General features: G+C 44.4%; 26 protein-coding genes, 1 pseudogene and 1 other annotated feature. Of the genes and pseudogenes, 21 read left to right on the forward strand and 6 right to left on the reverse strand.

Annotated features, from left to right (window positions below):
• Nucleotides 1–102: 102 nt before the first annotated feature.
• Nucleotides 103–555: a helix-turn-helix domain-containing protein gene (locus tag ACOJUR_RS04155; protein WP_072873866.1), complete on the reverse strand. Its 453-nt coding sequence runs from the start codon at nt 553–555 to the stop codon at nt 103–105.
• A 231-nt stretch (nt 556–786) separates the two neighbouring features.
• On the opposite strand from ACOJUR_RS04155, the gene ACOJUR_RS04160 reads away from it, so the two are divergent.
• The 8 genes from ACOJUR_RS04160 (at nt 787) to ACOJUR_RS04195 (ending at nt 8,225) form a co-directional block, all read left to right on the forward strand.
• Nucleotides 787–1,521 carry an MBL fold metallo-hydrolase gene (locus ACOJUR_RS04160; RefSeq protein WP_072873867.1) on the forward strand — a complete coding sequence of 245 codons (735 nt, stop codon included), beginning with the start codon at nt 787–789 and terminating at the stop codon, nt 1,519–1,521.
• Nucleotides 1,522–1,555: 34 nt separating this feature from the next.
• Complete coding sequence (locus ACOJUR_RS04165; RefSeq protein ID WP_072873944.1) at nt 1,556–2,128, forward strand: cysteine hydrolase family protein; 573 nt, start codon at nt 1,556–1,558, stop codon at nt 2,126–2,128.
• Nucleotides 2,129–2,230: 102 nt separating this feature from the next.
• Nucleotides 2,231–3,019 (forward strand): 3-hydroxybutyrate dehydrogenase, encoded by a 789-nt coding sequence (locus ACOJUR_RS04170; RefSeq protein WP_420949314.1) that lies wholly within the window; start codon nt 2,231–2,233, stop codon nt 3,017–3,019.
• Nucleotides 3,020–3,136: 117 nt separating this feature from the next.
• Nucleotides 3,137–3,868: a ThuA domain-containing protein gene (locus ACOJUR_RS04175; RefSeq protein WP_370541544.1), complete on the forward strand. Its 732-nt coding sequence runs from the start codon at nt 3,137–3,139 to the stop codon at nt 3,866–3,868.
• A 90-nt stretch (nt 3,869–3,958) separates the two neighbouring features.
• On the forward strand, nt 3,959–4,927 hold the full coding sequence (locus ACOJUR_RS04180; protein WP_420949315.1) for a sugar phosphate isomerase/epimerase family protein: 969 nt from the start codon (nt 3,959–3,961) through the stop codon (nt 4,925–4,927).
• 68 nt (nt 4,928–4,995) lie between these two features.
• A complete protein-coding gene (locus tag ACOJUR_RS04185) occupies nt 4,996–6,006 on the forward strand; it encodes a Gfo/Idh/MocA family protein (protein ID WP_420949316.1) in 1,011 nt (336 codons plus the stop codon).
• A complete protein-coding gene (locus tag ACOJUR_RS04190; protein WP_072873871.1) occupies nt 5,999–7,042 on the forward strand; it encodes a Gfo/Idh/MocA family protein in 1,044 nt (347 codons plus the stop codon). The genes ACOJUR_RS04185 and ACOJUR_RS04190 overlap by 8 nt, the downstream gene beginning before the upstream one ends.
• 10 nt (nt 7,043–7,052) lie before the next feature.
• Nucleotides 7,053–8,225 (forward strand): Gfo/Idh/MocA family protein, encoded by a 1,173-nt coding sequence (locus tag ACOJUR_RS04195; protein ID WP_420949317.1) that lies wholly within the window; start codon nt 7,053–7,055, stop codon nt 8,223–8,225.
• Between the two features lie 83 nt (nt 8,226–8,308).
• Here the strand turns inward: ACOJUR_RS04195 and ACOJUR_RS04200 are convergent, their stop codons facing one another.
• Both ACOJUR_RS04200 and aroF read right to left on the reverse strand, forming a co-directional pair.
• Entirely contained in the window at nt 8,309–8,590 is a 282-nt protein-coding gene (locus ACOJUR_RS04200) for a chorismate mutase (RefSeq protein WP_420949318.1), read from the reverse strand.
• Entirely contained in the window at nt 8,583–9,446 is an 864-nt protein-coding gene (aroF, locus tag ACOJUR_RS04205; RefSeq protein ID WP_420949319.1) for a 3-deoxy-7-phosphoheptulonate synthase, read from the reverse strand. The genes ACOJUR_RS04200 and aroF overlap by 8 nt, the downstream gene beginning before the upstream one ends.
• A 223-nt stretch (nt 9,447–9,669) precedes the next feature.
• Nucleotides 9,670–9,902: a binding site (T-box leader), on the reverse strand.
• Nucleotides 9,903–10,104: 202 nt separating this feature from the next.
• Here aroF and ACOJUR_RS04210 point away from each other — a divergent pair.
• From ACOJUR_RS04210 to ACOJUR_RS04220, 3 genes and pseudogenes are all read left to right on the forward strand, one after another.
• A complete protein-coding gene (locus tag ACOJUR_RS04210; RefSeq protein WP_420949320.1) occupies nt 10,105–10,878 on the forward strand; it encodes a LamB/YcsF family protein in 774 nt (257 codons plus the stop codon).
• A 27-nt stretch (nt 10,879–10,905) separates the two neighbouring features.
• Nucleotides 10,906–11,151 (forward strand): annotated as a pseudogene (locus ACOJUR_RS04215) (diguanylate cyclase domain-containing protein); the annotation flags it as partial.
• A gap of 92 nt (nt 11,152–11,243) precedes the next feature.
• Nucleotides 11,244–12,383 carry an RNA-guided endonuclease InsQ/TnpB family protein gene (locus ACOJUR_RS04220; protein WP_420949321.1) on the forward strand — a complete coding sequence of 380 codons (1,140 nt, stop codon included), beginning with the start codon at nt 11,244–11,246 and terminating at the stop codon, nt 12,381–12,383.
• A gap of 117 nt (nt 12,384–12,500) precedes the next feature.
• Here the strand turns inward: ACOJUR_RS04220 and ACOJUR_RS04225 are convergent, their stop codons facing one another.
• Together ACOJUR_RS04225 and ACOJUR_RS04230 are read right to left on the reverse strand one after the other, a co-directional pair.
• Entirely contained in the window at nt 12,501–12,677 is a 177-nt protein-coding gene (locus ACOJUR_RS04225) for a hypothetical protein (protein WP_420949322.1), read from the reverse strand.
• Nucleotides 12,678–12,777: 100 nt separating this feature from the next.
• Nucleotides 12,778–14,079: an arsenic transporter gene (locus ACOJUR_RS04230; RefSeq protein ID WP_072873878.1), complete on the reverse strand. Its 1,302-nt coding sequence runs from the start codon at nt 14,077–14,079 to the stop codon at nt 12,778–12,780.
• 244 nt (nt 14,080–14,323) lie between these two features.
• Here ACOJUR_RS04230 and ACOJUR_RS04235 point away from each other — a divergent pair, with 244 nt between their 5' ends.
• From ACOJUR_RS04235 to ACOJUR_RS04270, 8 genes are read left to right on the forward strand one after another with little or no spacing between them, the layout of a single operon-like run.
• Nucleotides 14,324–14,659 (forward strand): SCP2 sterol-binding domain-containing protein, encoded by a 336-nt coding sequence (locus ACOJUR_RS04235; protein ID WP_072873879.1) that lies wholly within the window; start codon nt 14,324–14,326, stop codon nt 14,657–14,659.
• A 40-nt stretch (nt 14,660–14,699) separates the two neighbouring features.
• A complete protein-coding gene (locus ACOJUR_RS04240) occupies nt 14,700–16,223 on the forward strand; it encodes a class I adenylate-forming enzyme family protein (protein WP_420949323.1) in 1,524 nt (507 codons plus the stop codon).
• A gap of 37 nt (nt 16,224–16,260) precedes the next feature.
• Complete coding sequence (locus ACOJUR_RS04245) at nt 16,261–17,415, forward strand: acyl-CoA dehydrogenase family protein (RefSeq protein ID WP_420949324.1); 1,155 nt, start codon at nt 16,261–16,263, stop codon at nt 17,413–17,415.
• A 15-nt stretch (nt 17,416–17,430) separates the two neighbouring features.
• A complete protein-coding gene (locus tag ACOJUR_RS04250) occupies nt 17,431–18,663 on the forward strand; it encodes an acyl-CoA dehydrogenase family protein (RefSeq protein WP_420949325.1) in 1,233 nt (410 codons plus the stop codon).
• A gap of 18 nt (nt 18,664–18,681) precedes the next feature.
• Nucleotides 18,682–19,500 (forward strand): enoyl-CoA hydratase/isomerase family protein, encoded by an 819-nt coding sequence (locus ACOJUR_RS04255; RefSeq protein WP_420949326.1) that lies wholly within the window; start codon nt 18,682–18,684, stop codon nt 19,498–19,500.
• A gap of 18 nt (nt 19,501–19,518) precedes the next feature.
• The gene (locus tag ACOJUR_RS04260; RefSeq protein ID WP_420949327.1) at nt 19,519–20,364 is read left to right on the forward strand and encodes an SDR family NAD(P)-dependent oxidoreductase; all 846 of its coding nucleotides are present in this window, start codon (nt 19,519–19,521) and stop codon (nt 20,362–20,364) included.
• A gap of 55 nt (nt 20,365–20,419) precedes the next feature.
• Nucleotides 20,420–22,117, forward strand: coding sequence for an ABC1 kinase family protein (locus ACOJUR_RS04265; protein WP_420949328.1), 1,698 nt, complete (start codon nt 20,420–20,422; stop codon nt 22,115–22,117).
• Nucleotides 22,118–22,150: 33 nt separating this feature from the next.
• Nucleotides 22,151–22,567 carry a hypothetical protein gene (locus ACOJUR_RS04270; RefSeq protein WP_420949329.1) on the forward strand — a complete coding sequence of 139 codons (417 nt, stop codon included), beginning with the start codon at nt 22,151–22,153 and terminating at the stop codon, nt 22,565–22,567.
• Here the strand turns inward: ACOJUR_RS04270 and ACOJUR_RS04275 are convergent.
• Nucleotides 22,541–23,779, reverse strand: a complete 1,239-nt coding sequence (locus ACOJUR_RS04275; protein WP_420949330.1) for a LuxR C-terminal-related transcriptional regulator — start codon at nt 23,777–23,779, stop codon at nt 22,541–22,543. The genes ACOJUR_RS04270 and ACOJUR_RS04275 overlap by 27 nt on opposite strands.
• A gap of 70 nt (nt 23,780–23,849) precedes the next feature.
• Between ACOJUR_RS04275 and ACOJUR_RS04280 the strand changes: the two genes are divergently transcribed.
• Together ACOJUR_RS04280 and ACOJUR_RS04285 are read left to right on the forward strand one after the other, a co-directional pair.
• On the forward strand, nt 23,850–24,767 hold the full coding sequence (locus ACOJUR_RS04280) for a R2-like ligand-binding oxidase (protein WP_420949331.1): 918 nt from the start codon (nt 23,850–23,852) through the stop codon (nt 24,765–24,767).
• A gap of 85 nt (nt 24,768–24,852) precedes the next feature.
• Nucleotides 24,853–26,058, forward strand: coding sequence for an alpha/beta hydrolase domain-containing protein (locus ACOJUR_RS04285; protein WP_242650265.1), 1,206 nt, complete (start codon nt 24,853–24,855; stop codon nt 26,056–26,058).
• Nucleotides 26,059–26,105 lie beyond the last annotated feature (47 nt).

Here is a 26,105-nt window from a genome sequence, read left to right on the forward strand (position 1 = left end):
GTTTCATGAGCTAGTATTTAGGGGAAGAAATATAAATTTACTCATGGACCATGAGTCCAATGAGTCTAGTATTTGTGGTATTTATGCAATTGGACGGGGGAATTATTCCTTTGAACAGTCTATTTCTTTTAACAAGTTTTTAGCTCGAACCATTCTTTCTTGATATTGCAATTTCATTGCTTGAACATTTTCTACTTTTCGATTCATTTTTTCAATCAACTCTTCTAGTATTTGAATAAAATTTTGGACGATCCGTTTTTGTTCTTCTATATTTTCATTTTGCTCTTGAAAATTCTTCTTTAATTCTTGCAAGGATTGTTCAGCAGACAATGTTTCTTGAATCTCTTGCAGTGAAATGCCGAGATGCTCTTTTAAACGCAATATTTGCTGCAGCATGTCTATCGTTTTTTCATCGTAAAGTCGATGACCTCCATTTGTGCGTGCTGCTGCAGAAATGAGTCCAACTTCCTCATAGTAACGAAGCGTTCTTGGTGTGATACCAAGCTGTTTGGCAACGTTGTCGATAGTCAAAAAGTATTTATCCTGTTGTGCCAATCATATACCTCCGTTTCTTATCTAAGCTGATTTTGGTTGTATTCTTTCCTTCTACAGGACATGGCTCTAGGTTATCCTACAGAAAAGAAAATATATTCGAGTTGATTGCGATTTACACTTGGTCTAGGATATTATACAAGTTATTCAGTTAACGTCAACGTAAATTAGTTGCATGTTTTCATTGTTCATAAGGAGGTGAAACCCAAGCTGTGAAAAATCAGCTTGGGATAGATGAAGATAGCCAATGGAGTCGAAATGCTGGAATTGGAAATGAATATAATGGGGCGGAAAAATTTAATTCATCCAACACTCTTTTACGATGATTCACAAGCCATATTAGTAGACGCGGGCATGCCCGGGCAACTCAATGAAATTCGCGAAGCGGTGGAAAAAGCGGGAGTGTCGTTTGAAACGATAACTGCCGTTATTTTAACGCATCAGGATATCGATCACGTTGGAAGCATTGAAAGTTTAATCAAGGAGCTTCCAAAGTCGATTACTGTCTATGCTCACGCGGAGGATAAACCTTACATTGAAGGTGAAAAAGAACCTATCAAAATGAATCGCCAACGTGTTGCTCAGATGTTGGAACAAGTACCAGCAGAGATGCGCAGTCAGGTGGAGAGTATCTTTTTGAATCCTCCCCAAGCTAAAGTCAATCAAACAGTAGAAGATGGAGAGTGGCTTCCGTTTTTTGGAGGTTTGCAAGTGATATACACCCCAGGGCACACACCTGGTCATATCAGTCTCTACCATCGTAATAGTAAGACGCTGGTTACGGGGGACGCGATGGTGAGTGAGAATGGGAAGCTTCTTGGACCCAGCGCACAGGCAACACCAGATATGGAAGAGGCGCTGAAGTCTCTAAAAAAATTTGCTGCCTTAGATATTGAACAAGTCGTTTGCTATCACGGTGGTTTATGTAATTTTCAAGTCAACGAACAAATTGCAAACTTAGTCAAGTGAAGAATTGAGCGTTGGGGGTGTTTAGCAATTGCCTATGAGTCAAACTGCTCTTCTTGTTATGGATATGCAAAATGGCATTGTTTCACGTTTCGCAGAAGATCCTAGCGTGCTTGAACCGTTTAAGCATGCGGTGGCTTTGGCGAGAAAATCAGAAGTTATGGTGATTTTTGTGAGGGTCGCGTTTCGTCCTGGTTATCCTGAAATTAGCAGTCGAAATTTGTCATTTTCTAGAATTGCCAAAAATCCAAACGACATGATTCAATCTGAATTTTCAACCCAAATTCACGAGTCCGTAGCACCGCAACCTGAAGAAGCTGTTGTTACGAAACTGCGCGTGAGTGCTTTTACAGGTAGTGATTTAGAAGTGCTGTTGCGTGCCCAACACATTGAGCGCTTAGTTCTTTGTGGTATTGCCACAAGTGGCGTTGTACTTTCGACATTGCGTGAAGCGGCTGACAAAGATTATGAGTTGGTGGTTCTTGCTGACGCCTGTTTAGATGCTGATGAAGAAGTGCATCGAGTATTAATAGAAAAAGTTTTTCCTAGGCAAGCCGAGGTCATGACAGTGGCAGAATGGGCAAAGATGCTCGATGGACGATTGAATTGAATTCATCACCATATCAGTTACAAGATCCCATCTCTATGTTCAGCATAGGCGGTGAGCGGTTCACTTTTGGTCGGTTCATTCCATCGAAAGAGGAGAGATAGCATGCTATCTTTGTCGTTAGCCAACAGGACGGCTGTAGTAACCGGTTCAGCCAGCGGCATTGGTTTTGCCATTGCTCAACGTTTGGCTGAGGCTGGCGCTAAAGTGGTTGTTTCTGACATTCGCAAAGAAGCTGCAGATGTAGCCGTGTCTCAATTGCAGAAGAGAGGTCTGGAAGCGATTTGTTTTCAGGCTGATGCAGGGGCAGAAAATGATGTCAAGTGTCTCTTGGAATTTGCGGTTCATTCTTATGGATCCTTAGATATTCTTGTCAATAACGCAGGTATGCAGTACGTAGCTAATATTGAAGAATTTCCTGCAGATAAGTTTCAACAGTTGTTGCAGCTGATGTTGGTAGGTCCTTTTTTGTCGATAAAGTACGCTTTCCCATATATGAAAGAACGTCAATGGGGGCGGATAATCAATATAGCTTCTATTAACGGACTTATAGGATTTGCGGGCAAATCTGCTTACAATTCTGCTAAACATGGTGTAATTGGTCTGACCAAAGTTGCCGCACTAGAGGGGGCCGAGCATGGCATAACTGTAAATGCGCTTTGTCCAGGTTATGTGGATACTCCACTGGTGCGAAACCAGTTGAAGGATTTAGCTATTCAGCGAGGTGTTCCCTTGGAGTCAGTTTTGGAAGAGGTTATTTATCCACTTGTACCCCAAAAGCGACTCTTGGAAACGAGCGAAATAGCTGATTACGTGCTTTTTTTGGCTAGCCACACAGGACGTAGCATTACAGGGCAGGCAGTAGTTATCGACGGCGGTTACATTGCGCAGTAGTTGTAATTAGTTTTTCTCAAGATAGACGCAAGAATGAGATGATTGTCATGGTTTTGTAAAAAAAACGTGTTAGAGTCGAGAAAACGTTTTAGATGCTTTATGGTGGAGGTTTTCTTATTGTCTGTTCGCATAACGGTATGGAACGAATTTCGTCATGAGCAAAAAAATCCGAAAGTCAGTACCTTATATCCAAATGGTATTCACGAAGCAATCGCCTCTCCACTTCGTGAAAAGGGGTATGACGTCAAAACGGCTACGCTCGATCAACCTATGCATGGGTTGAATGACAAAGTGTTAGATGAGACAGATGTCCTCATTTGGTGGGGGCATATTGCACATCAAGAAGTTTCAGATGAAATTGTCGAAAAAGTCGTGCAGAGAGTATGGAAAGGTATGGGACTGATTGTTCTGCATTCTGCTCATTTTTCCAAGGTTTTTAAAAGGTTAATGGGTACTTCCTGTGATTTGAAGTGGCGTGAGGCTAACGATAAAGAGAGGCTTTGGGTAGTTCAACCTAATCATCCGATTGTTCAAGGAATCAATGAATTCATTGAACTTCCGCAGGAAGAAATGTATGGTGAATATTTTGATATTCCCCAGCCCGAAGAATTGATTTTCCTCAGTTGGTTCAGCGGGGGAGAAGTCTTTCGAAGCGGGTGCACCTATCACCGTGGATTAGGAAAAATCTTTTATTTTCGACCTGGTCATGAAACTTTCCCCACCTATCATCACCCGGAAATTCAACGAGTCTTGGCTAATGCTGTAGAATGGGCAGCACCTCATGAGATGAAACAGCCAATCTGTGGCAAAGTTCAAGCGTTGGAGACACTACCTTCCTTGCAGAGTTGATACATATTTCATTGCTTCCCTATCTTTTGCAATTCTATCAGAGGCTGGTTAACCAACTCGCCATAGCGTGCTGTTAGGAGGAATAGAGTTGTGAAGATTGGTATTTTTACTGTTCTTTTTGCGAATCTAAGTTTTGAAGAGATGTTAGATAAAGTGGCATCCAGTGGCTTGGAAACGCTTGAAATCGGCACAGGTGGATTTCCTGGGAATGTACATTGCCCGCTTCAGGAGTTGCTAGAGAATCAACAAAGAAGACAAGAATGGTTAGATATCATACGCCAACATGGATTGGAAATTAGCGCTTTTTCTTGTCATGCCAATCCTCTCCATCCTCATCCAGAATCGGCAAAAGAAGCTCGCCAATTAATTCAAGAGACGATTCAATTGGCTGCCCTCATAGGAGTAGAAACCATTAATACTTTTTCAGGATGTCCGGGAGAATCGCAATATTCACAACATCCATCCTGGGTCACCTGTCCCTGGCCTCCAGAGTTTAATGAGGTGCTGAAATGGCAATGGGAAGAAATCGCTATACCTTATTGGAAAGAAGTGAACACTTTTTCCAAGAAGTATGGAGTACGCGTTGCAATTGAACCCCATCCCGGATTTCTTGTCTATAATACGGAAACTGCATTGCGATTGCGCGAACGTTGTGGAGAGTGGATTGGTGTGAATTTCGATCCAAGCCACTTTTTCTGGCAAGGTATTGATCCATCCACAAGTTTGAAAATTCTCGCTGAAGCAGGAGCACTCTTTCATATGCACGCCAAAGATACAGCTTTTGATGAAGATAACGTCCGCCGCAATGGTGTGCTTGATACGAAGCCCTATGAGCAAGAATTGGCGCGATCTTGGATTTTCCGAACGATTGGTTACGGTCAAAGTGAAGAAACCTGGAAATCCATTTTCAGTACACTGCAAAAAGTGGGTTATACAGGGACTGTCAGTATTGAACATGAAGATAGCTTGATGTCGGTGGAAGAGGGATTTCAAAAAGCAGTGGAATTTCTTAAACGCTTACGGATTCGGGAACGCCAGCATCAACTCTGGTGGGTTTGATTTTGCGTTGTTATGAGAATGAACGGTTGGCCAATGTATATTTCTTCAAGACTTCGAAGGCGAGGATAATGATGCGAGTAGCGCTGTTAAGTGGATGGCATGTGCATGCTGCAGAATATGCGCAGTATGCTGTAAATCATTCAGAAGTAGAGTTGCATTTCATTTGGGATACAGATGAAATACGTGGTCGCGCTTTTGCCGAGCGGTTTGACGCCATGTATGTGCAAAATTTAAATGACATCTGGGAGCAGGTGGACGGAGTCATTATTGCTTCACCTACCAATCAACATTTTGCCCTTATCTCTGAAGCGCTAAAACAGGGCAAACATGTATTTTCGGAAAAAGTGCTTGCCATGAATTTAGATGAATGTAGAAAGATTCGAGAGATTCTAGAAAATAAAAACGTAGTGCTGACGCTTTGTTTACCAAGATTGTCCGACGCATACTTTCTCTATGCGGTAAGCGCACTTGAACAAGGGCTGCTCGGTAGACTTCATTCGATTCGCTGTCGATTGCATCATGACGGTATATTGTCAAGTGCGGAACACCCTCAAGGGTGGTTGCCGGCTGAATTTTTGGATCGCTCACTGACGGGAGGTGGAGCGCTTATTGATTTGGGTGCACATCCCATTTATTTAGCCAATCGATTGGCAGGCACACCAGTATCCGTATCAGCCCTTTTTTCATCATTTTATAGCTCAGATGTAGAAGATCAGGCGACTGTATGCGTGAAATACGAATCAGGATGTGTGGCTGTATTGGAGACAGGCTTTGTTTCCGGACAGCGTTCTTTCCTTTTAGAGTTACATGGTTCAGATGGGAGTCTAATGGTGGATCAACAATCCGTTCGTATTGCCTCTAGACATTTGCCTCATCAAGCTTGGCAAACTCCGTTATTGCCAAAACCATTGCCGCATCCTTTTTCTCAATGGGTAGCGACTGTTTTACATCATGAACCGCAAAATACATCCTGGCAAGATATTGAACACTTAACGCTCATCAATGATGCAGCGCAGTTATCCCATCAAAAACGCCGAATTGTAGATATATCGGAAATAGGAGGTTTGCAAATTGACTGAGCCTTTACGCGTAGGAATTGTTGGTGCAGGTGGCATTGCCCAAGGCGTACATATACCCAATTATTTAAAATGTGGATCACGTGTTGAAATTGTAGCACTGGCAGATATTCAATTGGATAGAGCTAAAGAAGTGGCAGCTACTCATCATATCCCGTATGTTTTTGCGAGTGTGGAAGAGATGCTGGATAAAGTATCTTTGGATGCGGTAAGCGTTTGCACTCCCAACAAATTCCATGTCTCTGCAACTCTTGCTGCGCTTGAGGCAGGTTGCCATGTATTATGTGAAAAGCCTCCTGCTCTTTGTTGGCAGGAAGCGGAATTAATGGCAGATGCAGCTCAACGGGCAGGTAAAATATTGACTTACGGATTGCATTACAGACATTTCCCCGAAGTTGAAACCTTGAAGAAATTTATTGATGCTGGCGATCTCGGAGAGATTTACGCTAGTCGTGCTATAGCTGTGCGGCGTCGCGGGATACCAGGATGGGGAGTTTTTACGAATAAAGAGTTACAGGGCGGTGGCCCACTCATTGATATCGGCGTACATATGCTCGATACCGCTCTTTACTTAATGGGCTATCCATTGCCTGATACAGTTTTCGCGGCCACCTATCAAAAGATTGGTAATCGACAAGGTGTTGGCATGATGGGAGATTGGGACTGGAAGCAATTTTCTGTCGAGGATATGGCGCGTGGTATGATTCGCTTTCAAAACGGATCGACCCTTATTTTAGAAACTGCCTTTGCTGCTAATGTAGAGAAGCGTGAAACCATGCAAGTTTCCTTGATGGGAGATAAAGCTGGGGCTGATGTCTTTCCATTGAAAATCTATGAAGAAAGACATGACACATTGCTGGATACGACACCTGCCTTTTTACCTAAAAAAGGTGGTCATGAATTAGAAATTGAGCGCTTTGTTGATGCCTGCCTAGGTGGAGCAAAACCCATCTCCACGCCAGAACAGGGTGTTGCATTACAGAAACTGTTGGATGCACTTTATCGCTCTGCTGAATTGGGAAAGCCGGTAGAATGTTAGGAGGGTATCCATGAGTGAAGGTAATGCTTTGCGCGTAGCCATGATTGGCTATCAGTTTATGGGTAAAGCGCATAGCCATGCGTTTCGGGATGTCTCGTTTTATTTTCCGAATCTACGTCCCGTTACCCTCCAGGTACTGGTGGGTCGTCAGGAAGAACGTGTTCGTCAAGCGGCGGCACAATACGGTTTTGCAGAAGTGGCCAGTGATTGGAGAGAGATAGTAGAGCGTGACGATATTGATATTGTAGATATTGTCACGCCCAATCATTTGCACAGGGAGATTGCGATAGCCGCATTGCGTGCTGGCAAACATGTATTATGCGAGAAGCCACTGGCTCTTTCGTTAGAAGAAGCTGTAGAGATGGAGATGGAAGCAAAAAAGGCTTTAGGAATAAATATGATTTGTCATAATTATCGTTTTGCGCCAGCTGTCCAATTGGCTAAGCAATGGTTGCAGGAAGGCCGTTTGGGGAAGATTTACCATATACGTGCACAATATCTGCAGGATTGGATGATAAGTCCAGATCATCCCATGGAATGGCGTTTGCAGAAGCAGTTAGCAGGTTCGGGTGCGCTGGGGGATATTGGTTCACACATCATTGATTTAGCTCGGTTTTTGGTGGGTGAAATCGATGACGTAACAGCTGTGATGAAAACCTTTATTCAGGAGAGGCCATTCATGGTTGGAAATGAACAAGACGTTACAGGTAAAGTGGATGTAGATGATGCCGCAGCATTTTTAGCAAAATTTTTGGATGGGGCTTTGGGTGTATTTGAAGCAACGCGCTTTGCGACAGGCAATCGAAATGGCAACCGTTTTGAAATCAATGGCGAAAAAGGTTCTCTGCGTTGGGATTTGGAAGATATGAATCGACTTTATGCGTATTTTGTGGACGATCCAGCAGATTGCCAGGGTTTTCGGCAAATTCAGTGTACCGAATCTGTTCATCCTTATCTGCAAGCGTATTGGCCGCCCGGCCATATTATAGGTTATGAACATACGTTTATTAATTTGTTTGCTACTTTTTTAATGGCAATTGAACGGCGTGAGCAAGGAATCGATTATCGTAATTTACCATCGCCCAATTTTACTGATGGTCTATATAACCAACGGGTAATGGCAGCAGTTGAACGCTCGGCAGAAAATGGTAAATGGGAAAAGGTTATGGGGTCAGCTATCTAAAGATTTACTAAAAAATATGGTTGCCCAGTCCTCCCCAAAAAATGTTTTACCTTTGAGATTGGACTGGGCTCCGCTTTGACAGTTCAAATTTGCCAGAGACGAGCTTGCATACGGCAAGATTCATTGTGGATTTTATGGAAAATATCGGTCATGAACTGGCTGTCTAAACCTAAAGCTTTTCCCATATGAATATAGTGATTTTCCACTTCGAAGGCTCGATTCTGCTGAACAATGGGACAGTCGATTTCCAATTTTCGAGCAGCTACCTCTAGGACTAATTGCATTCTTTCTGCAAGACAGGCGATTAATTGGTCATCAATTTCATCAATTTTACCTCTCAAGGTCTGCAATTCTTGATCATCCATGCAAAGCGACCTCCTTATTAGTGTTTTTTTCTATTTTGTAAAATAGATGAATTTTATCTATTAACAATTTTAATTCTGCTGGGGTAATGGTCTGCTGGCCATCAGATGCAGCTTTTTCGGGATGACTGTGGACTTCAATCAGCAATCCGTCGCAACCGGCAGCTAGAGCAGCCATACTCATGGAAGGTACATAGCGTGCAACACCTGTTCCGTGACTGGGATCGACCAAAATAGGCAAGTGGCTTCTTTCTTTCACTACCGGTACAGCGCTTAAATCGAGAGTATTGCGTGTGGCTGTTTCGAATGTACGAATGCCTCGTTCACAGAGTATTACCTGTTGGTTCCCCTCACTGAGGATGTATTCAGCAGACATCAGCCATTCTTCAATTTTGCAAGAAAAACCTCGCTTTAAAAGTACAGGTTTATCCGTTCTTCCGACGGCTTTGAGCAGAGAGTAATTTTGCATATTTCTAGCACCAATTTGAATGACGTCGATTGTATCGCAGGCAGTATCTAATTGGCTTGCTTCCATGATTTCAGATACTACAGGGAGTCCTGAAACTTTTCTGGCTTCAGCAAGATAGTATAATCCTCTATCGCCAAGGCCTTGAAAAGAGTAAGGGGAACTGCGAGGTTTAAATGCCCCTCCGCGCAACATTTGAGCGCCAGCAGCTTGAATTTCCTTTGCGAGTTCAACTATCTGATCTAAACTTTCTACTGAGCATGGGCCAGCGATGATAGTTGGTGAATGGGTACCGATTTGAATATCGTGAACGGTAATTACGCTGTTAGCTGCTTGATTTTGACGACTGGCTAATGGATAAGGGCAATTAGAACGAACTTCTCGTGTGCTCATAAAAAGACCTCCTCGCTTATTGGGTAGGTGACAATCCTCAGTCGCCAACCTCTTTCTTTTTCATTTCTCAAGCAGGTTAATGAATGTTGAAAATGTCTTTTAAAGAAAAACGAACCTCAGTCCCTATAGGGACGAGATTCGCTCGTGGTACCACCCTAATTCCAGGCTTTGCGTGTCCAGGAGGTCCTTTTGTCATTTTTTGAACGACAAAAAACCCTCGTCCTATAGGGACGAGGGTTACTCGCGGTACCACCCTAATTCCAGGCGCAAAGCCCTTCACTTCATTGTTATAACGGAAATTTGGTTGATTTCCGGTTTAGGCTACTCAAACCTGCTAAGCAGGTGTTCACCCAACAGCTCCGAAGTGAACTTCCGTGTCCCTTTCACACCGGTTTTCACCCACCACCGGCTCTCTGCAGCGACAGCAACACGTACTCTCTTCATCTCAGCCTTTTATTTATTGAATTGTTAAAATATTATCGCGCATGTGCTCAGTTGTCAATGCTAGGTATCTCATCTTATGCAGATTTTCTTGCATAAGTCACAAAATTTACGGACTTATTTGTGGTATCATTTGGATACTGTTATCAGTTTAGCTTTTCTGAAATTTCTTTCCTCAAGGCCATTGATTTCATTCCTGAAAATGAGGTTATAACCATTGCTTACAATTGATTTGAATTGTGATTTCGCTGAGGGTTTTGGCCCCTATCGAATTGGTGCAGGTCGTGAGATGTTGCAGTATGTCAGTTCAGTCAATTTAGCCTGTGGATTTCATGCTGGGGATCCAGCCATCATGCGCCAAATGGTCTACGAAGCTCGTGATGCTGGTGTTGCTGTGGGAGCACATCCGGGGCTACCAGACAAACTTGGCTTTGGTCGCAGAAGAATGGATATTAGTAAGGATGAAGCGTATGAGATGGTTGTTTATCAAATAGGTGCGCTTCAAGCGTTTTGTACGGTCGCAGGAATTCGTTTGCACCACGTCAAACCGCATGGTGCTCTTTACAATATGGCTGCTGTTCAAGCTGATTTAGCGCAAGCAATCGCTCAAGCTGTAAAAGATGTAAGTCCTGATGCAGTTCTTTACGGCTTATCGGGGAGTGAGTTGGTTCGCGCTGGCAGAGAAATAGGTTTGCATACCGCCAGTGAGGTTTTTGCTGATCGGACTTATCAGGCTGATGGGTCATTGACTCCTCGTAATGTCAAAGGAGCCTTGCTTGAAAATGGTGAGCAGGCGGTTCAACAAGTTTTGCAGATGATACGAACAGGTACGGTTTGTACCTTAAACGGAGAAAACATTCCAATTATAGGAGAAACGGTCTGTCTACACGGTGATGGAAATCACGCGCTTCATTTTGCGCAGACCATACATCGACGTCTGCTGGAAGAAGGTATTTCTATTCAAGCAGCTTGTGGCAACGCGAATGAATAGGTTCACTAGGCTAGTTTAAGTAACAGGCTCCAACGGGTTGCCTCCCCTACGCATACGATTGCCCGGCTGGGGGGTGACGAATTTTTAGTGGCTATTTTGGTAAAAAATGAGATGGAAATATTTGAATTGGCAGAAAATATTCTTGAAATAATGAGGCGACCATGGGGAGAGGAAGAAAAGTTTCCGATGATTTCTGTAAGTATGGGGATGGCCACATTTCCAATTGACTCCATGGAAATTCAACACAGTAAGGCAGGATTCCCCTACTTCTAAGCAATAGCGTAAGTGGTGGAGGAATGCCGTTTTCTTTGTTTGTTCAGTAAAACTAATGGTAGAATATACTCACTGAAAGGTGGTGAGTAAGCATGGAATTGGTTCGTACAATACGATTGAAACTTCTGGTATCCCCAGAACAGAAGCAAGCATTAGATACGACTTTGACAGCCAATCGAAATGCCCTCAATTTCACCAGCAAAGTTGCCTTTCAGAATGGTGGGTTGTCCGCTTTTAAGAAACTACAACAACTGGTGTATAGACAGTTACGAGAAGACTTCGGACTCAAGTCGCAAATGGCTTGTAATGTGTGTTCGGCTGTTGCAAGTACCTACGCCAGTGCAAAGAGTAATAAGAGGATGAAATTGTCCTCGTTCTCTCACAGCAAATTGGTGTATTCATACAATCGAGACTATACGGTAGAAACAGACAAGCATAGCGTCTCCATTGGTACACTTGACAAACGTATCAAGGTTCCGTTCCTTGTGGGTGAAAACTATCTGCCCTATCTGCTGAGTCCAGATTGGCTGTTTGGCTCTGCGGAATTGGTTCCGACCCACAAAGGTTACTCTCTGCATGTAACGGTCAAACGTGCCATAGATGAACCGAATCTGACAGAGTGCGATGCCATGATCGGCGTAGACCGTGGCATGAACTTCTTGGCTGTTGCAACCAATCAGGATAACAAAACGATGTTCTTCAAGGGACGCTCGATCAAGGAAAAGAAAGCCAAGCTCGTTCGTCAACGCAAATACTTACAGCGCAAAGGCACTCGTTCTGCAAAGCGGAAACTCAAGAAACTTGCAGGGCGAGAAAACCGTTTTATGACGGACATCAACCATCAAGTCGCAAACGAAGTCATTAAGTTTGCCAAAGCATCAGGCAGTAGACCTTGCATCGTTTTGGAAGACCTGACCAACATCAACATGCGAACCACGGTTCGGTTACGAGATCGGTATTGGAGGTTTTCTTGGGCATTCGGACAACTGGAATCCATCATTCGGTATAAAGCCGTAGCAGAAGGGATTCCTGTACTGTCGGTGTCTCCAAAGTATACCAGCCAAAAGTGTCCAAAGTGTGGTCATACCGAAAAGGAAAATCGAGACAAGAAAAAGCATTGGTTCGAGTGCCGCAAATGCCATTACAAACTGAATGATGATTTGGTCGGTGCAAGAAACATTCGTGACCGTGGTAGAGAAGTTCGCCATGAGATCGAGATTACAAGTGCATGACACTTGTAATCGGGCTGTGTGTCAGCCAGCCTATGGTAGCGATTGTGTGCGACTTCGGTTGCCGTGACGTGGGAGGCGAAAGCCATTTACCACTAGATCAGTTACAAGCTCCCGCCTCTAAGCGTTAGCGTAGGCGGTGAGTAGTTGACGGCGAGGATAGATCATCTGGATAGAGCGATTGATGATGATTTTTTCCATGCCCTGCACATGTTGAAAGACTCGATCGATCACTGACTGGATACCCTGCATTGTTCGATCATGTAAAGAAGGCGATAAATCATCCAAGGACAGCACGCCTTTCAAATTTTTTGCGATATCTCATATTCATATGGAGAATGGTTTGGAAGAGAATCGGCGTTCATCACAGCATGCAGATAGTCGTTTCTTTTTTTAATTAATGAATCAAGCTTAACCAAAGATATAAGCCGGACAACGTAATGAAAAGTGTAGGGATCGTGAGAACCATACCTGTTTTGATGTAGGTTTGCCAACTGATCTTGACACCTTTCTGTGCCAATATATGGAGCCATAATAAGGTGGCCAAAGAACCGATGGGAGTCATTTTTGGGCCGAGATCGCAACCGATGATATTGGCATAGACCATGGCGCTTTGCAGGATACCTTTGACATTGGCAGCATGGATAGCCAGTGCGTCAATCATTACTGTAGGTAAATTATTCATGATACTGGAGAGGATAGCGGCGGCAAAACCAGTAAACAATGTGCCGCTGTATAGACCGCCATTTGTCGACCAGCGGAGCAAGTGACCTAAAAAGTAAGTTAGACCTGCGTTTTGTAATCCATAAACAACGACATACATGCCAATGGAAAAAACAACAATAGACCATGGAGCAGAACGAATGGTTTTACGCGGTTCAATTGAATGCGTCTTTGCCCCTGCTATTAAGAAGATCAGCGCAATTGATAAAGCCACAAATGAGACAGGAATATGCAATAAATCGGACAAAACATAACCAATGAATAAGATACTAAGAATAACCCAGGAAGCTTTAAACATTCCTTTGTGGCGTATAGCTACGGCTGCGTCGGGCAAGTCTTCGGGGCGATAGGAAGCTGGGATATCTTTGCGAAAAAATAGATAGAGTACAGTTAGACTGGCTGCAAAGGAGAATAGATCAGGCACGATCATACGCCATGCATAGTGTAGGAAGCCAATTCCAAAATAGTCTGCTGAAACGATATTGACCAAATTGCTGGTGATAAAAGGCAAAGATGTGGAGTCAGCGATAAAGCCGCTGGCCAAAAGAAAAGGAAGCATTTTTTTTGTATCAAACTTTAGCAGTTTCATTTTTTCTAACACAATAGGAGTTAAAATTAAAGCTGCGCCATCATTGGCAAAAAAAGCTGAAACAATAGCCCCAAGTAAGATAATGAAGAAAAATACCTTGCGTCCATTTCCTCTTGCAGCATGAGCCATTTTCAAGGCAGCCCATTCAAAAAATCCGATTTCGTCAAGAATGACTGAAAAGAGAATAATACCTACGAAGGCCAGAGTAGCATCCCAAACAATTTTTGTGACAGTCCATACATCGCTCAGATGAACGACGTGCAGAAGCAAAGCTAATATCGCTCCGCCAGTTGCACTCCAACCAATTGAAAGTCCCTTTGGTTGCCAAATAACAAAGATTAAAGTGAGAAGAAATACTGAAATGGCTAACCAGGCATAAAGGTTCATTATTAGCACCGCCGTACAATCGAAGTCATGACTTCAATTATATCGGGATGGCAACAGGAATAGCAAAGACAATCCACAGCAACTGGCTTTACAATGACTTGGAAAGTTTGACATACCCCCAGTTTTCTGGGGGTATTTTAGTGGAAATCAGGGATGGTGGTTATGGTGTTTTGGCGGTTGAATAAATATGAAAAGCGCTATATACAGCGTGACATTTATCAGGGATAGAAAGGATGTATGCAAAATGCCGAGTACCCAGGAGATTTTTGAGAAGATTCATGAGGTTTTGAAAAACGATCCCAGTCGAACTGGCGGGTTAACGGCAATCTATCAGTTCAATCTCACAGGTGAAGATGGCGCGGTTTACCAGATACATCTCACGCCAACTAGTGCGGAGGTAACTCAAGGAGAAAAGGAACTGGCCAATTGTACACTTGAATTGGCTGCAGACGATTTTAAAGAGATGGTGGAAGGTCGTTTGAATGGGACAGCAGCCTTTATGAGCGGAAAATTGCGAGTAGAGGGTGATCTCGGTTTAGCTATGCGTCTTGAGTCGGTTCTCAGCGCTTACGCTTCCTGATTCAGGTTCATTTCCACAAGTACGGGGAGGCGAAGCGCAGATGCATTTATCCCGGCTGTTGGAACAAAATGTTGAGACTTATGGTGAGTATACGAGCTTGATTTATGAAGGCCAGTCTTTTAGCAATCTCGATCATCTGCGATTGGCGCAAGGTTGGGCACAAGAACTGCACCATCAGGGAGTCGACCGAGGAGATACTGTGCTCGTCAGCATGCCTAACCGCCCCGAAGTTTTCTTTGTATATTCGGCCATTGCAATGCTTGGTGCAATTACAGTTCCTGTAATGCCTCTTTTGCAAGGGGATGAAATCCTTTTCATTGCACGTGACTGCCAACCTAAAGTGATGATTACTTGCGAAATAATGCAGAAGAAATTGGAAAATGTAGCCCAGCAGCTCAATCCACCACCCAAGGTGCTGGCGGTAGAGCGTCATCAACCAGGAAAACGGGACACGGCGGCTTTTACTTTTCTAGATGAATGTAAGGATGAAGATATTGGGGTCATTTTGTACACTTCTGGAACTACAGGGCAACCGAAAGGCGTGGAATTGACACATAACAATTTAGTAGCCAATGCTCAGGCGGCTGCTGAATTGGCAAAAGACTACGACTTTGGCGGTGCTGAGCATGTAGGTTTACTGATATTGCCGCTTTCCCATGCGTTTGGTTATACAATGATGAATGTTTCCATTCTCCGTGGCGAGCGTAATATCATGTTGCCGCATTTTGATCCGTTACTTGTCCTCCAAGCAATTCAAACCTACCGGGTCACTCATTTTTCTGCTGTTCCAGCCATGTTCCATGCTTTACTGCACCACCCTGAACGATCTCGTTTTGATGTAACCTCGCTGGCTCTTTGTATTTCTGGATCTGCACCTTTGCCAGTATCTGAGAGAGAGCAATTTGAGCAAGCTTTTGATTGTGTAATTTTTGAAGGTTATGGCCTTTCGGAAGCGGCGCCCATTGTCACGGCGCCTCGCTTTAACCTTCCTGTTAAACCGGGTTCTGTTGGATTGCCCTTACCTGGAGTAGAAGTGCGTGTTGTAAATGAACAAGGACAAATTCTTCCCAACGGTGACGTCGGAGAACTTATCGTCAAAGGTCCTAATGTGACTCGTGGTTATCATGGACTTCCGGAAATCACACATGAGACTTTGCGTGACGGTTGGCTTTATACAGGAGACGTTGGATACATGGACAGTGATGGCTATGTGTTTGTGGTTGACCGGAAAAAAGATGTGATTATTCGCGGTGGATTTAATATTTATCCACGCGATTTAGAAGATTTGCTCATGCGTCATCCAGCTGTGCTTGAGGCAGCGGTGATTGGAGTCCCATCAGAGGCTATGGGTGAGGAAGTAATGGCTTTTATTGTGAAAAGGCCCGGAATAGAAATTCATGAAGAAACATTGCTGCAGTATTGCCAGAAACATTTGGCCAAATACAAGACTCCACGTTGGGTGAAATTTATACCGTTTATGCCCAAAAACGTGATCGGCAAAATAGACAGAAAGCGTCTTAAAACGATGTGGTCAAAACAAGATGAGGGTCAAGTCTCCGGTTGAGACATACATTTGACAAGCTAAGCGAGGGGAGTCAACGGTGATATCATTCCGTCCGACTGCAGAAGAGAATCGTTTATTGCAGACTGCTCGTGATTTTGCGCGAGAACAGATTCGGCCACAGGCTCGATTAGCAGAAGAACTGCGTCAGGTTCCACAGCCGCTTCTCCATCAGGCATCAGATCTGGGATTCTTCTTACTGGAGTTGCCGGAGTGGATGGACGGGTTAGAATTCCCTCTAACCACACAAGTACAGGTCTTAGAAGAATTGGCTTATGGAGATTTAGGCATTCTTCAAGGTTTCCCCGGAACAGCAGACGCATCGTCTTTCTTTCGGCTTTTGTCAGAAAACCCGCAAATAAAAAATTCGCAATGTTCTGCGAGTGGATGCGAGTTTGGGTTTTTGGATGCTGTCTCATGGCCATCCGAATGGGGACAGTCTTTACGATTAGAGAGAGTAGCACATGGTTATGAATTGAATGGGCACTCTCAACCCATTCGACTGGCTCATCAAGTGGCAGGCATAATAGCCTGTTTTCGTGATGAAGACGGAGAATGGCTGGTGCTTTTGTTGCATCAGTCTGAAACTCCTTGGACAGTCCTAGCTGGAGACATTCGTCTGGGACTTTTAGCTGCAGGCTGTGGGCGTATTTCCTTTGATGCAGTCTGGGTGCCAGAGCATGCTGTTCTTGCTCGTGGTGAAGAGGCTCAGCTTTTAGTGGAACAGGCACTAAGCCGCATTTATATTCGGCAAGCTGCGGCAGAAGTTGGTTTGGCTAAGGCGGCATTAGATTATACAGTGGAATATACGGCACAACGCCAAGCCTTTGGTCAGCCGATTGCTCAGTTTCAGGGTGTTTCTTTTTTGGTTGCAGATATGGAAATGGAACAAAGAGCAGCTCATCACTTGGTTTGGCGGGCAGCTGCAGCAACCGATCTGGGGCAGGAGAATGCTTTTCAGTACGCTCTTGAGGCAATTCTGCGTTCGCATCGCGCAGTGAGTTTTGTCACTAATCATGCTGTACAGTTACTCGGCGGTCATGGATTTGTACAAGAATATCCTGTGGAGAAGTGGATGCGCGACGCCCAAGCACAGGTCATGCTATATGGTTGTGAATCGCAGTTTCTGAATCAACTCGGCGAACGTACTGTCTCAGGACAAAATTATAATCGATCTACTTTGACTGTGAAGTGAAAGTGAGAGGATGACATGATTTCCTTTGAACTGACACCTCAACAAAAACAAGTAAGGGACTTGGTTCATTGGTTTGCGGAATCTGAAATGCGCCCTATTTCTCTTCAAGCAGATGCAGAACATCGCGTGCCTGATGAATGGTTAGTAAAAGTCAATCGCATGGGGATATCACTCAGTACTCCTGGTTCTCAGGCTCACACTCATGAATCCAAAAATGGTGGTTCTAAAACAGTAACACTCGAGCAACGAGAACAGAAGAAACAGTCTAATCGACTAAGTGTCATTGCTGCAGAAGAAGTCGGGTGGGGAGATCCGGCAATAGCGTTGACATTGCCGGGACCGGGTCTTGGAGGACCGCCTATTCTCGCGTCAGGCACGGCAGAACAGAAGCAACGTTTTCTTTCTATCTTTACACCAGATGAGCCTCGTTGGGGGGCGTATGGACTGACTGAACCTGGAGCTGGCTCGGACGTAGCTGGGATACGTACTACTGCACGAAAAGTAGATGGCGGTTATTTGCTCAATGGACAGAAAATTTTTATTACCAATGGGCAAAGAGCATCGTGGGTTGTGGTTTTTGCCACAATTCATCCGGAAATGGGCAGAGCTGGGCATCGTGCGTTTGTGGTCGAAAAAGGTACGCCAGGTTTCAGCAGCCCACGTATTGCCCAAAAGATGGGGATGCGCGCTTCAGAAACAGCAGAACTGTTTTTCGAAGATTGTTTTGTGCCAGATGAGAATCTGCTCGGTGGGGAAGAAGCTTATCAAGCAAGGCAGAATGGCCTGTCTGGGTTTCGGGTTGCCATGGCTACCTTTGACACAACCCGTCCTGTGGTTGCAGCTATGGCTGTAGGTATCGCGCGTGCTGCTTATGAATACACCCTCGATTTTGTACGCCGAGAATATCCTAAAAACGGAAAATCATATACCTTGGCATGCGCACAGTTAGCCAATATGCGTCAGGAAATTGATGCAGCTCGTTTATTGACTTGGGAGGCGGCATGGATGGGAGATTTATCTATGCCAAATGCCAAAGAGGCAGCAGTCTGCAAAGCTGTTGCTGGGAAAATGGCCCTCGAAATTTGCGCGGGTTGTCTCAATTTAATGGGACCCATTGGACTGGATGGCCATTTGGTAGAAAAGCTCTATCGTGACGTCAAAGTATACGACATTTTTGAGGGTACGAGTCAAATTCAGCATCTGATTGTAGCTCGTCGTCTTTATGAGCAGGTTGGTCTGCGTATCTAAAAATAAGGGGAGATGAGCGTGGATCATTCAACTATTCAAATTGAACTGAAAGAGAATGGCGTGGCTGTTTGGACACTGAATCATCCTCCATCCAACACCATCCACGATGAGTTATTGGAAGATTTGCAAAAATGTATAGAAGATGTTTCCAGTCGCCCTGAAGTTCGTGTCATTGTGATTCGCTCTGCGCATCCCAAAATATTTTTGGCTGGAATGGATATCAAAATGATGGTTTCTAAAGGCAGCGAGCAGATAAACCGTCCTGGCAGTATTGCTGCCTCCAGTAGACGCCTACAACAAGTCTTAAAAGAATTAGAACAATTACCCAAACCAGTGATTGCTGCTATTTCCGGACATGCGCTGGGGGGTGGTTGTGAATTGGCTCTTGCTTGTGATTTTCGCATCATGTCTGCTGGCAGTATCGGTCTAACCGAAATCTCTCTCGGTCTTATTCCCGGAGGAGGGGGTACACAGCGATTGGTGCGATTACTCGGGCGCGCTAAAGCGACGGAGCTTATCTTTCTTGGCCGTCGATTGAGTGCCGAAGAGGCAGCAGCATACGGACTTGTGACCAAGACAGTATCACCCGAAACGTTCAATGTAGAGGTGATGACGTTTGCTGATCGACTTGCCAAAGGAGCCATACAGGCAATGGGTTTGGCTAAAGCCTGTTTGCTTGCGGCTGAGGATCGAGAAGGCAATGGGTATACGTTGGAGAGCGAGGCTTTTGAGCAAACCTTTACTACAGGCGAGCCGATGGAAGGACTGGCTGCTTTTTTTAGCAAGCGACCAGCCAATTTTATAGCTTGCTCTGATAGATATCGCCTGCATTCATAAGACAAAGAGGTGGAAGTCATGTCCTCATCTTGGGATCAACTATTAAAAGGAAAAGTTGCCATTGTGACGGGGGCATCGCGCGGATTGGGTCGGCAAGATGCATTAGCGCTTGCAGAAGCTGGGGCTGATGTTGTGGTAACCGATATTCTTGTTGAAGGCGACGCGACTAGTAAAGAGCGAGCCATGCAAATGGGACCGCTGGCACAAGTTATGGAAAGTACCCAAACCGTGTTTACTAAGCAGACGGCTCGTGAGATTGAATCCATGGGCAGAAGAGCGATAGTGGCCAAGATGGATGTCACCAACCGAAATGAGGTCCGTGACGTGATCGACAAAGTATATAGAGAGATGGGGAGGATTGATATTCTTGTAAATAATGCGGGCACGCTCGATCACGTTTCACAAATTGAAAACCAACGCGACGAGTGGTGGGAACGAGATTTACGGGTCAATTTGACGGGGGCGTACAACTGCACAAAAGCGGTCTGGCCCATTATGAAAGAACAGGGCAGCGGTACAATTATTAATATGGCTTCCGTTGCTGGTACGCTCGGGGGATTTGGTCAAGCTAGTTATGCAACGACAAAGGGAGGTTTGCTGAGTTTTACTAAAAGTATGGCTCTAGAAGGTGCACGCCATGGAATTCGCGTCAATGCGATTATTCCTGGGATTATTGCAACTGAAGCATTTCGAATGGGGAACAGTAAGATGAACGAGCGCATGGTGCAACGCACAGCTTTTAAACGTCCAGGTGATCCAGAAGATGTTTCTAACGCCATTGTCTTTCTTTGCTCGGAAAAAGCAAAATATATTACCGGAATTGGTCTAAACGTTTCGGGGGGTATTGAATTATTCACATTTTAAGCCTGAATCATTATGGTCCACTCAAGAGGTATAGGAGTGAAGGGGGGCAAATCGAATGGCAGGCGCAGCGGTCAAATCATCTCAAGCCAAGAGCAAGGCCAATATCCGTGAGAAGATTGCCAATGAGCGTCAATCCATAACGCCGGCACGACGTTTTCGAGCCGTCAGTAAAACGCTGGTCAAACACGGTATCTTGCATATCTTGAAAGACCGAAGCAGAGACGAAGAAAGCCGATATCGATTGCTTGGCCAGCGATTGCGTTTAGCTTTTCAAGAGTTGGGACCCACGTATATCAAGCTGGGGCAGGTAATGCTGACAAGGCAAGAGCTGTTACCGGATGCTCTGACAAGGGAGTTAGAACCGCTTTTGGCTGAAGTGCCGCCCATTGATTTTGCTTACATGGAAGTCGTTTTGGATGAATCCATGCCAAACTGGCGCGATGAATTTGACTTTATTCATCCCGTGCCCATTGGTTCTGCTTCTCTGGCCCAGGTGTATCAAGCCTATTTGCAAGATGGTCGGAGAGCAGCAGTCAAAATTGTACGTCCTTTAGCCAGAAAGTTATTTTCAGCAGATATAGCGGCTATTCGTAAACTGGTTGGGAGATTGCAAAGATTTTTCCCCGTTGAGTTACGTGAAACGCTAGATGTTAAGGGACTTCTTCAAGACTACTACAGCAGTTCGATGAACGAATTGGATATGCGGCTAGAGGCTGAAGCGATGAATCAACAGAGACAATATTGTGACGAATTTGCTACCTTGCACATTCCTCAGGTTTACTGTGTAAAACCTCAAGTTCTGGTGATGGAATACATTGACGGTTGGAATCTCAAAGATTTTCCAGTCGATTTTCTGACTTTTGAAGAGCGACTAGAAAGAATGGCCGATCTCGCTCATTACTATGTAAAAATGTTTCTCAAAGGTTTTTACCACGCCGATCCACACGGTTCTAACATCATGATTGAGCGGACAACGAAACGAGCAGTCATTCTCGATTGGGGTATGACGGGACGGATGGACACATTGCATACAGAAGCCATTTTCCGTATGCTCCTGCATATTCGCGTCAATCAAGCAGAAGATGCTGCTGAGTCAGCACTCGATATTTATGAACCCACCATTTACACACATCCTGTTCAATTGAAAGATCAATTGCGCAGTCTCTTCATTCACTACACAGACAGCCATCAAGGAAGTCATTACAATTGGGGGAATCTTCTCTTTCGTACCATCATGATTGCCCTGAAAAATCACTGTCGTATTCCTACCGGTCTTGCTCTTTGGGCCAAAGGATTTTCTGCGGCTGAAGGGAATGCGCGGTGGCTTTGTCCGGAAATATCATTCCACGATTTAGTGGAAACAGCAGATGTACAAATTGTTCGGGACTGGATGAGTCGACGTCTCAATTATCATACCAATGCAGCACTTTTGACGGAAACTGCTAAATTGGCGACAACGTTTCCACGACGTTTGAACAAAATTCTCGAGCATCTGGAATGGAATAAATTACAATTCACGATAGACGCTCAACTTTCGCAAGTGGCTCAGCGCAATCTTTCACGCCTTACCAACCGTGTCGCATTTGCTTTTCTTGCAGGTATTCTTTTTTTAGGAGGAGCTATTTTGATCACGTCTCGAGGTGGAAATTTTGAGTTTTCTTTGATGGCGCATCGAATTGGCATGATAGCTCTCTCAGCAAGCGCTCTTTTTATACTAGGTGTCATTTGGAACGCACTGCGGGCGCGTCTTTGACTTGGGCGAAAAGTTACGTTGGAGGTGGTGGATATGTCAGCATCTTCACGAGAGCAAGAACAACTTAGTTTAGAATTTCGTATTCAGGCGTTTTATCGTCAAAGCGGAGGACCGGGAAATCCACAGATTCAAAAGATTCTTCAAAATCATTTGCTTTATGGGAAAGACCATGGTCGTTCAGGATATCGTGAAACGTTGGAAGACGCTTTTATCGATGCGGTGAGTAAAGATCATTCCATGTTGTTGCTTTTTCAGCGTCTGATAACTTGGCGGCAAAAACGTTCAGTTCAACGTACGCTGAGTACGGAATGGCAGCAATCGCTTTTCCAAGTGCAGCAGGAAGTAAGACAGTTGCGAGAGCAAATCTCCCAATTAGAGCAAACTGTGTTACAAAATTTATCATCCGACGATGCACAAACTCGTTCAGCGGATCAGGCCTTCTCGAAGTGATTTGGCAACAGCGGCAGTACGATTTTTCACTTTGAGTTTGCGGAGTATAGAAGTGATATGTTCTGAAACAGTGTATTCGCTGATGTGTAGTTGCTCAGCGGTATGTTTCGTGTCAAGACCATCTGCCAACAGATAAAGAACGTCCAACTCTCTTTCCGTCAAAGCGAAACTGTGGTTAGGAATTCGTTCTTGCTCTTGGTGGAGATGAGATGAGAGTGCAAATGAAACTCTGTCGAGCATCCCTTTTACCAATTCAAGCTGACTGGGTACGTGCGGGAATCTTTGTCCATTGTGATCGAGCAAAAGTACTCCTAAAGTTTCGGATGCAGGCCCTCGTACAGGACAGATAAGCAATGAAGTTAAGTGAAAAGATTGCACATGTTGAACAGGTAGCAGATTTGAGACATCTTCAAGAAAAACAGGTCTGTCCAGTTGCAAAAGCCGGTTAAGCAGAGGTACACGGTAACCGTTTTCACGAATTCGACGGATAACATCTAGTTCGACGTGATGCCCAAATAATCCCTCAACAGATTGATTTAAAGGGTTATAAAGAAAAAGGGCACTGCGTTTAAAACCAGCCAGTTGGCAACTGTCTGTCACTAACGTCTGAAAGACCTCATGAACGTCATGCGTTAGAAATAGATGTTCATCAAAGAGCAAAAGTTTCTGTACTTCTACAGCCAACATGGTTCTATGCATACGGGAAGTCTGGTGATGGGTTGGAAATTGTTGCTTCTCATCGAGCGCTTGGTCAGAAGATGCCTCAATAAACATTTGCATCAGGTTGACACAATAAACATGTAACCAGTGATAGACGGTTTCAAAATCTTCAGCTGGTAAATGTGAGCGGGCGATGGATAGTATCATTTCTTCAAAATCCGAGAGTACAAGCAGAATTGCCGCAGTGGAGTTACCGAGTGCTGTTTTGCGAAAACAATGCAAAGTCTCATCAATAGCACGGGCTTCGTCAGCAGTGACGAGTTGCAAGTGAGTCAATAAGTATAGAAGCGCAGTGCGCGCGCCTTCGCGAGTTTTGCTGTCCCATTGGCCACCAGCTGCTGTCATGGCCTCCCAAGTAGAGAGAAGCTGTGCGCGGTTTTTCTCAACAGCTTGCAATAGCTGTTTCAGGCATCGGTTTGGCAAGGCGGGAACAGGACGTTGATAGGATAGACGACCAGGTGTGGTGAGTTTGGGGAAGGACTCTATAGACATCTGTGCACCCCCGCGAAATGGTGATCTATCTTTATATCTGTATCCTACAGGATTGAAGGAGGAAAGGAAATTGAGAATTTATCAGACAGTTACAAAAAAAGGGTTAGATCATGCCAGTTTGCCCATGCGTCTTTATCATAAAGCCAAAAAAATCGGGATTTGGGATCCGCGTGACATTGACATGGAAAAGGATCGGGAAGATTGGTTAACTTTTAGTGAATCGGAACAACGAGTCATTCTTCGTCTTTGCACGCTCTTTCAGGCGGGAGAAGAAGCTGTGACACGAGATTTATTGCCGCTCATTCGAGCCATTTCACTCGAAGGACGTTTGGAAGAAGAAATGTATTTGACCACTTTTCTCTGGGAGGAAGCTAAACACACAGAAGTATTTAGACGTTTTTTTGATGATATTGCAAGGGTTCGAGAAGATTTTTCCGAGCAAATTGGCCCGAGCTATGAAGCCATCTTTAGCAAGTACCTTCCCGAATCCATGGAACGCCTTATTCATGATCCATCACCTGCCGCCCAAGCAGAAGCGTCAGTGACCTATAATATGGTGGTAGAAGGTATTCTGGCTGAAACCGGTTATTACGCATTCCATAATATACTAGAAAAAAACGGGAAAATGCCCGGCTTGCTTCGTGCCATTGTTTATTTGCAAAAGGATGAGTCACGTCATATTGGCTATGGTACTTATTTGCTTTCTCGTCTGATTGCTGAAGATGATCGAATATGGGATGTTATACAAACGCGTATTCAATTACTCGTTCCTTTTGCAGTGGGAGTGGTTAACGAATTGTTCAGTGATAGAGAGACTGAATCTGCCCATGCAGGTGTGGAACCGCCTTTTCCGCTGGACAAGAATGATTATATACAATATGCCATGTCACAATTTCAACGACGGATGAATGTACTCCAGCGTGCGCGTGGCCAATCTCCAGATGAAATTTATCAACTTTCAGAGGCCACCGTTGGAATTGAGGAGTAAAATGACTTTATTGCTGTGGATGCTAGATAAACTTCAACAAACACATGGCTAGAGTGGGGGAAATGGAATGGACCCTTCTATCTGCATGGAAACCGTAAAAGATTTAACCACAAATGGACTAGGGGTTGATCCCGATGCAGAGGCACTGGTATATGAGAGACCTAGTATAAACTCCTTGGTACCAGGACTTTTTTGTACAGGGAGATTAAGTGCCGCACGTGTGCTCCTCCGTATGCCAAGTCCCGATCTTTGGAATGGGAAGTTAATGATAGGGGCAACACCGGCGGTTCGAAATGAATATTCACTTGATTTATTGCTCAGCGATATCGTCATTCAAAGAGGATATGCCTATGCAGCTTGCGATAAAGGTACGCCACAACTTACTTTGCGCGATCCCAGCCGTTCTATGGAAGAATGGACAGATATCTATGCCCAGTTAACAGATTGGGCTGCCTCGCATGTGGAAAGTTATTATGGATCAAAAGCTCAATATATCTATATTTCTGGAGTAAGTAATGGTGGATATATTACGCGAAGAATGATGGAATTGTATCCTCATCGTTATCATGGTGGTGTAGAGTGGGAAGGAGTCTTATGGCATACTCGCCAACGGCACTTGCTGACCACTTTACCTGTTATGGTTCAATCTTATCCTATCTATCGTAATTGGCGTGGAGATTATTCGACAGCGGAACGTGCAAGTGCTTTTGAAAATTTAATCGAGATGGGTCTACATCCTGATTCGGAACCCTTTTGGGATGTATATTATCGAGTCTATTGGCTTGTTTCACTTTGGCTCTATGGTAGAAATTTAGATCCAGATTGGAAGCCGTTTGCAGCCGAATGGTCAAAGGATTGGCTAGAAAATCCGCAATTTTTGGCTGACTATCCATGGTTGGAACGACTCCCTTTTTTTAATGAAAGAATTAAGCGTATAGAAAATAACGGTCAAATCACTAAGCCCTTGCTTTCAGTAGCTGGAAACTATGATTGTCTCATCCCTTTTCGAGATCATGCAGAAGCTTATGCCAAATTGGTCGAGTCAGCAGGGGCAAGTACCTATCATCGTTTGTATGAGATTGATCGCGGGAATCATGTGGACGGTCTTTTACGCTCTCATCGCGGAAAACAGCAACCTGTGCTACCTTACTATGAAGCTGCGCTGATGCACATGGAGCGTTGGGTAGAAAAAGGATTTTCTCCCCCGCAATCAGGAAAATATGAAAAAATTGAAGATTTTGCGGGGGATATAGCGCTGTTTTCAAAGTCGAGCAGCGATAGCAGTGACTAACTTTTAAGTAATTTCAATATGTGCAGTGAGGAGTTATAAAAAAGAAG

Origin of the sequence: Alicyclobacillus tolerans (genome assembly GCF_048984885.1) — a bacterium.
Taxonomy (GTDB): Bacteria; Bacillota; Bacilli; order Alicyclobacillales; family Alicyclobacillaceae; genus Alicyclobacillus_I; species Alicyclobacillus_I tolerans.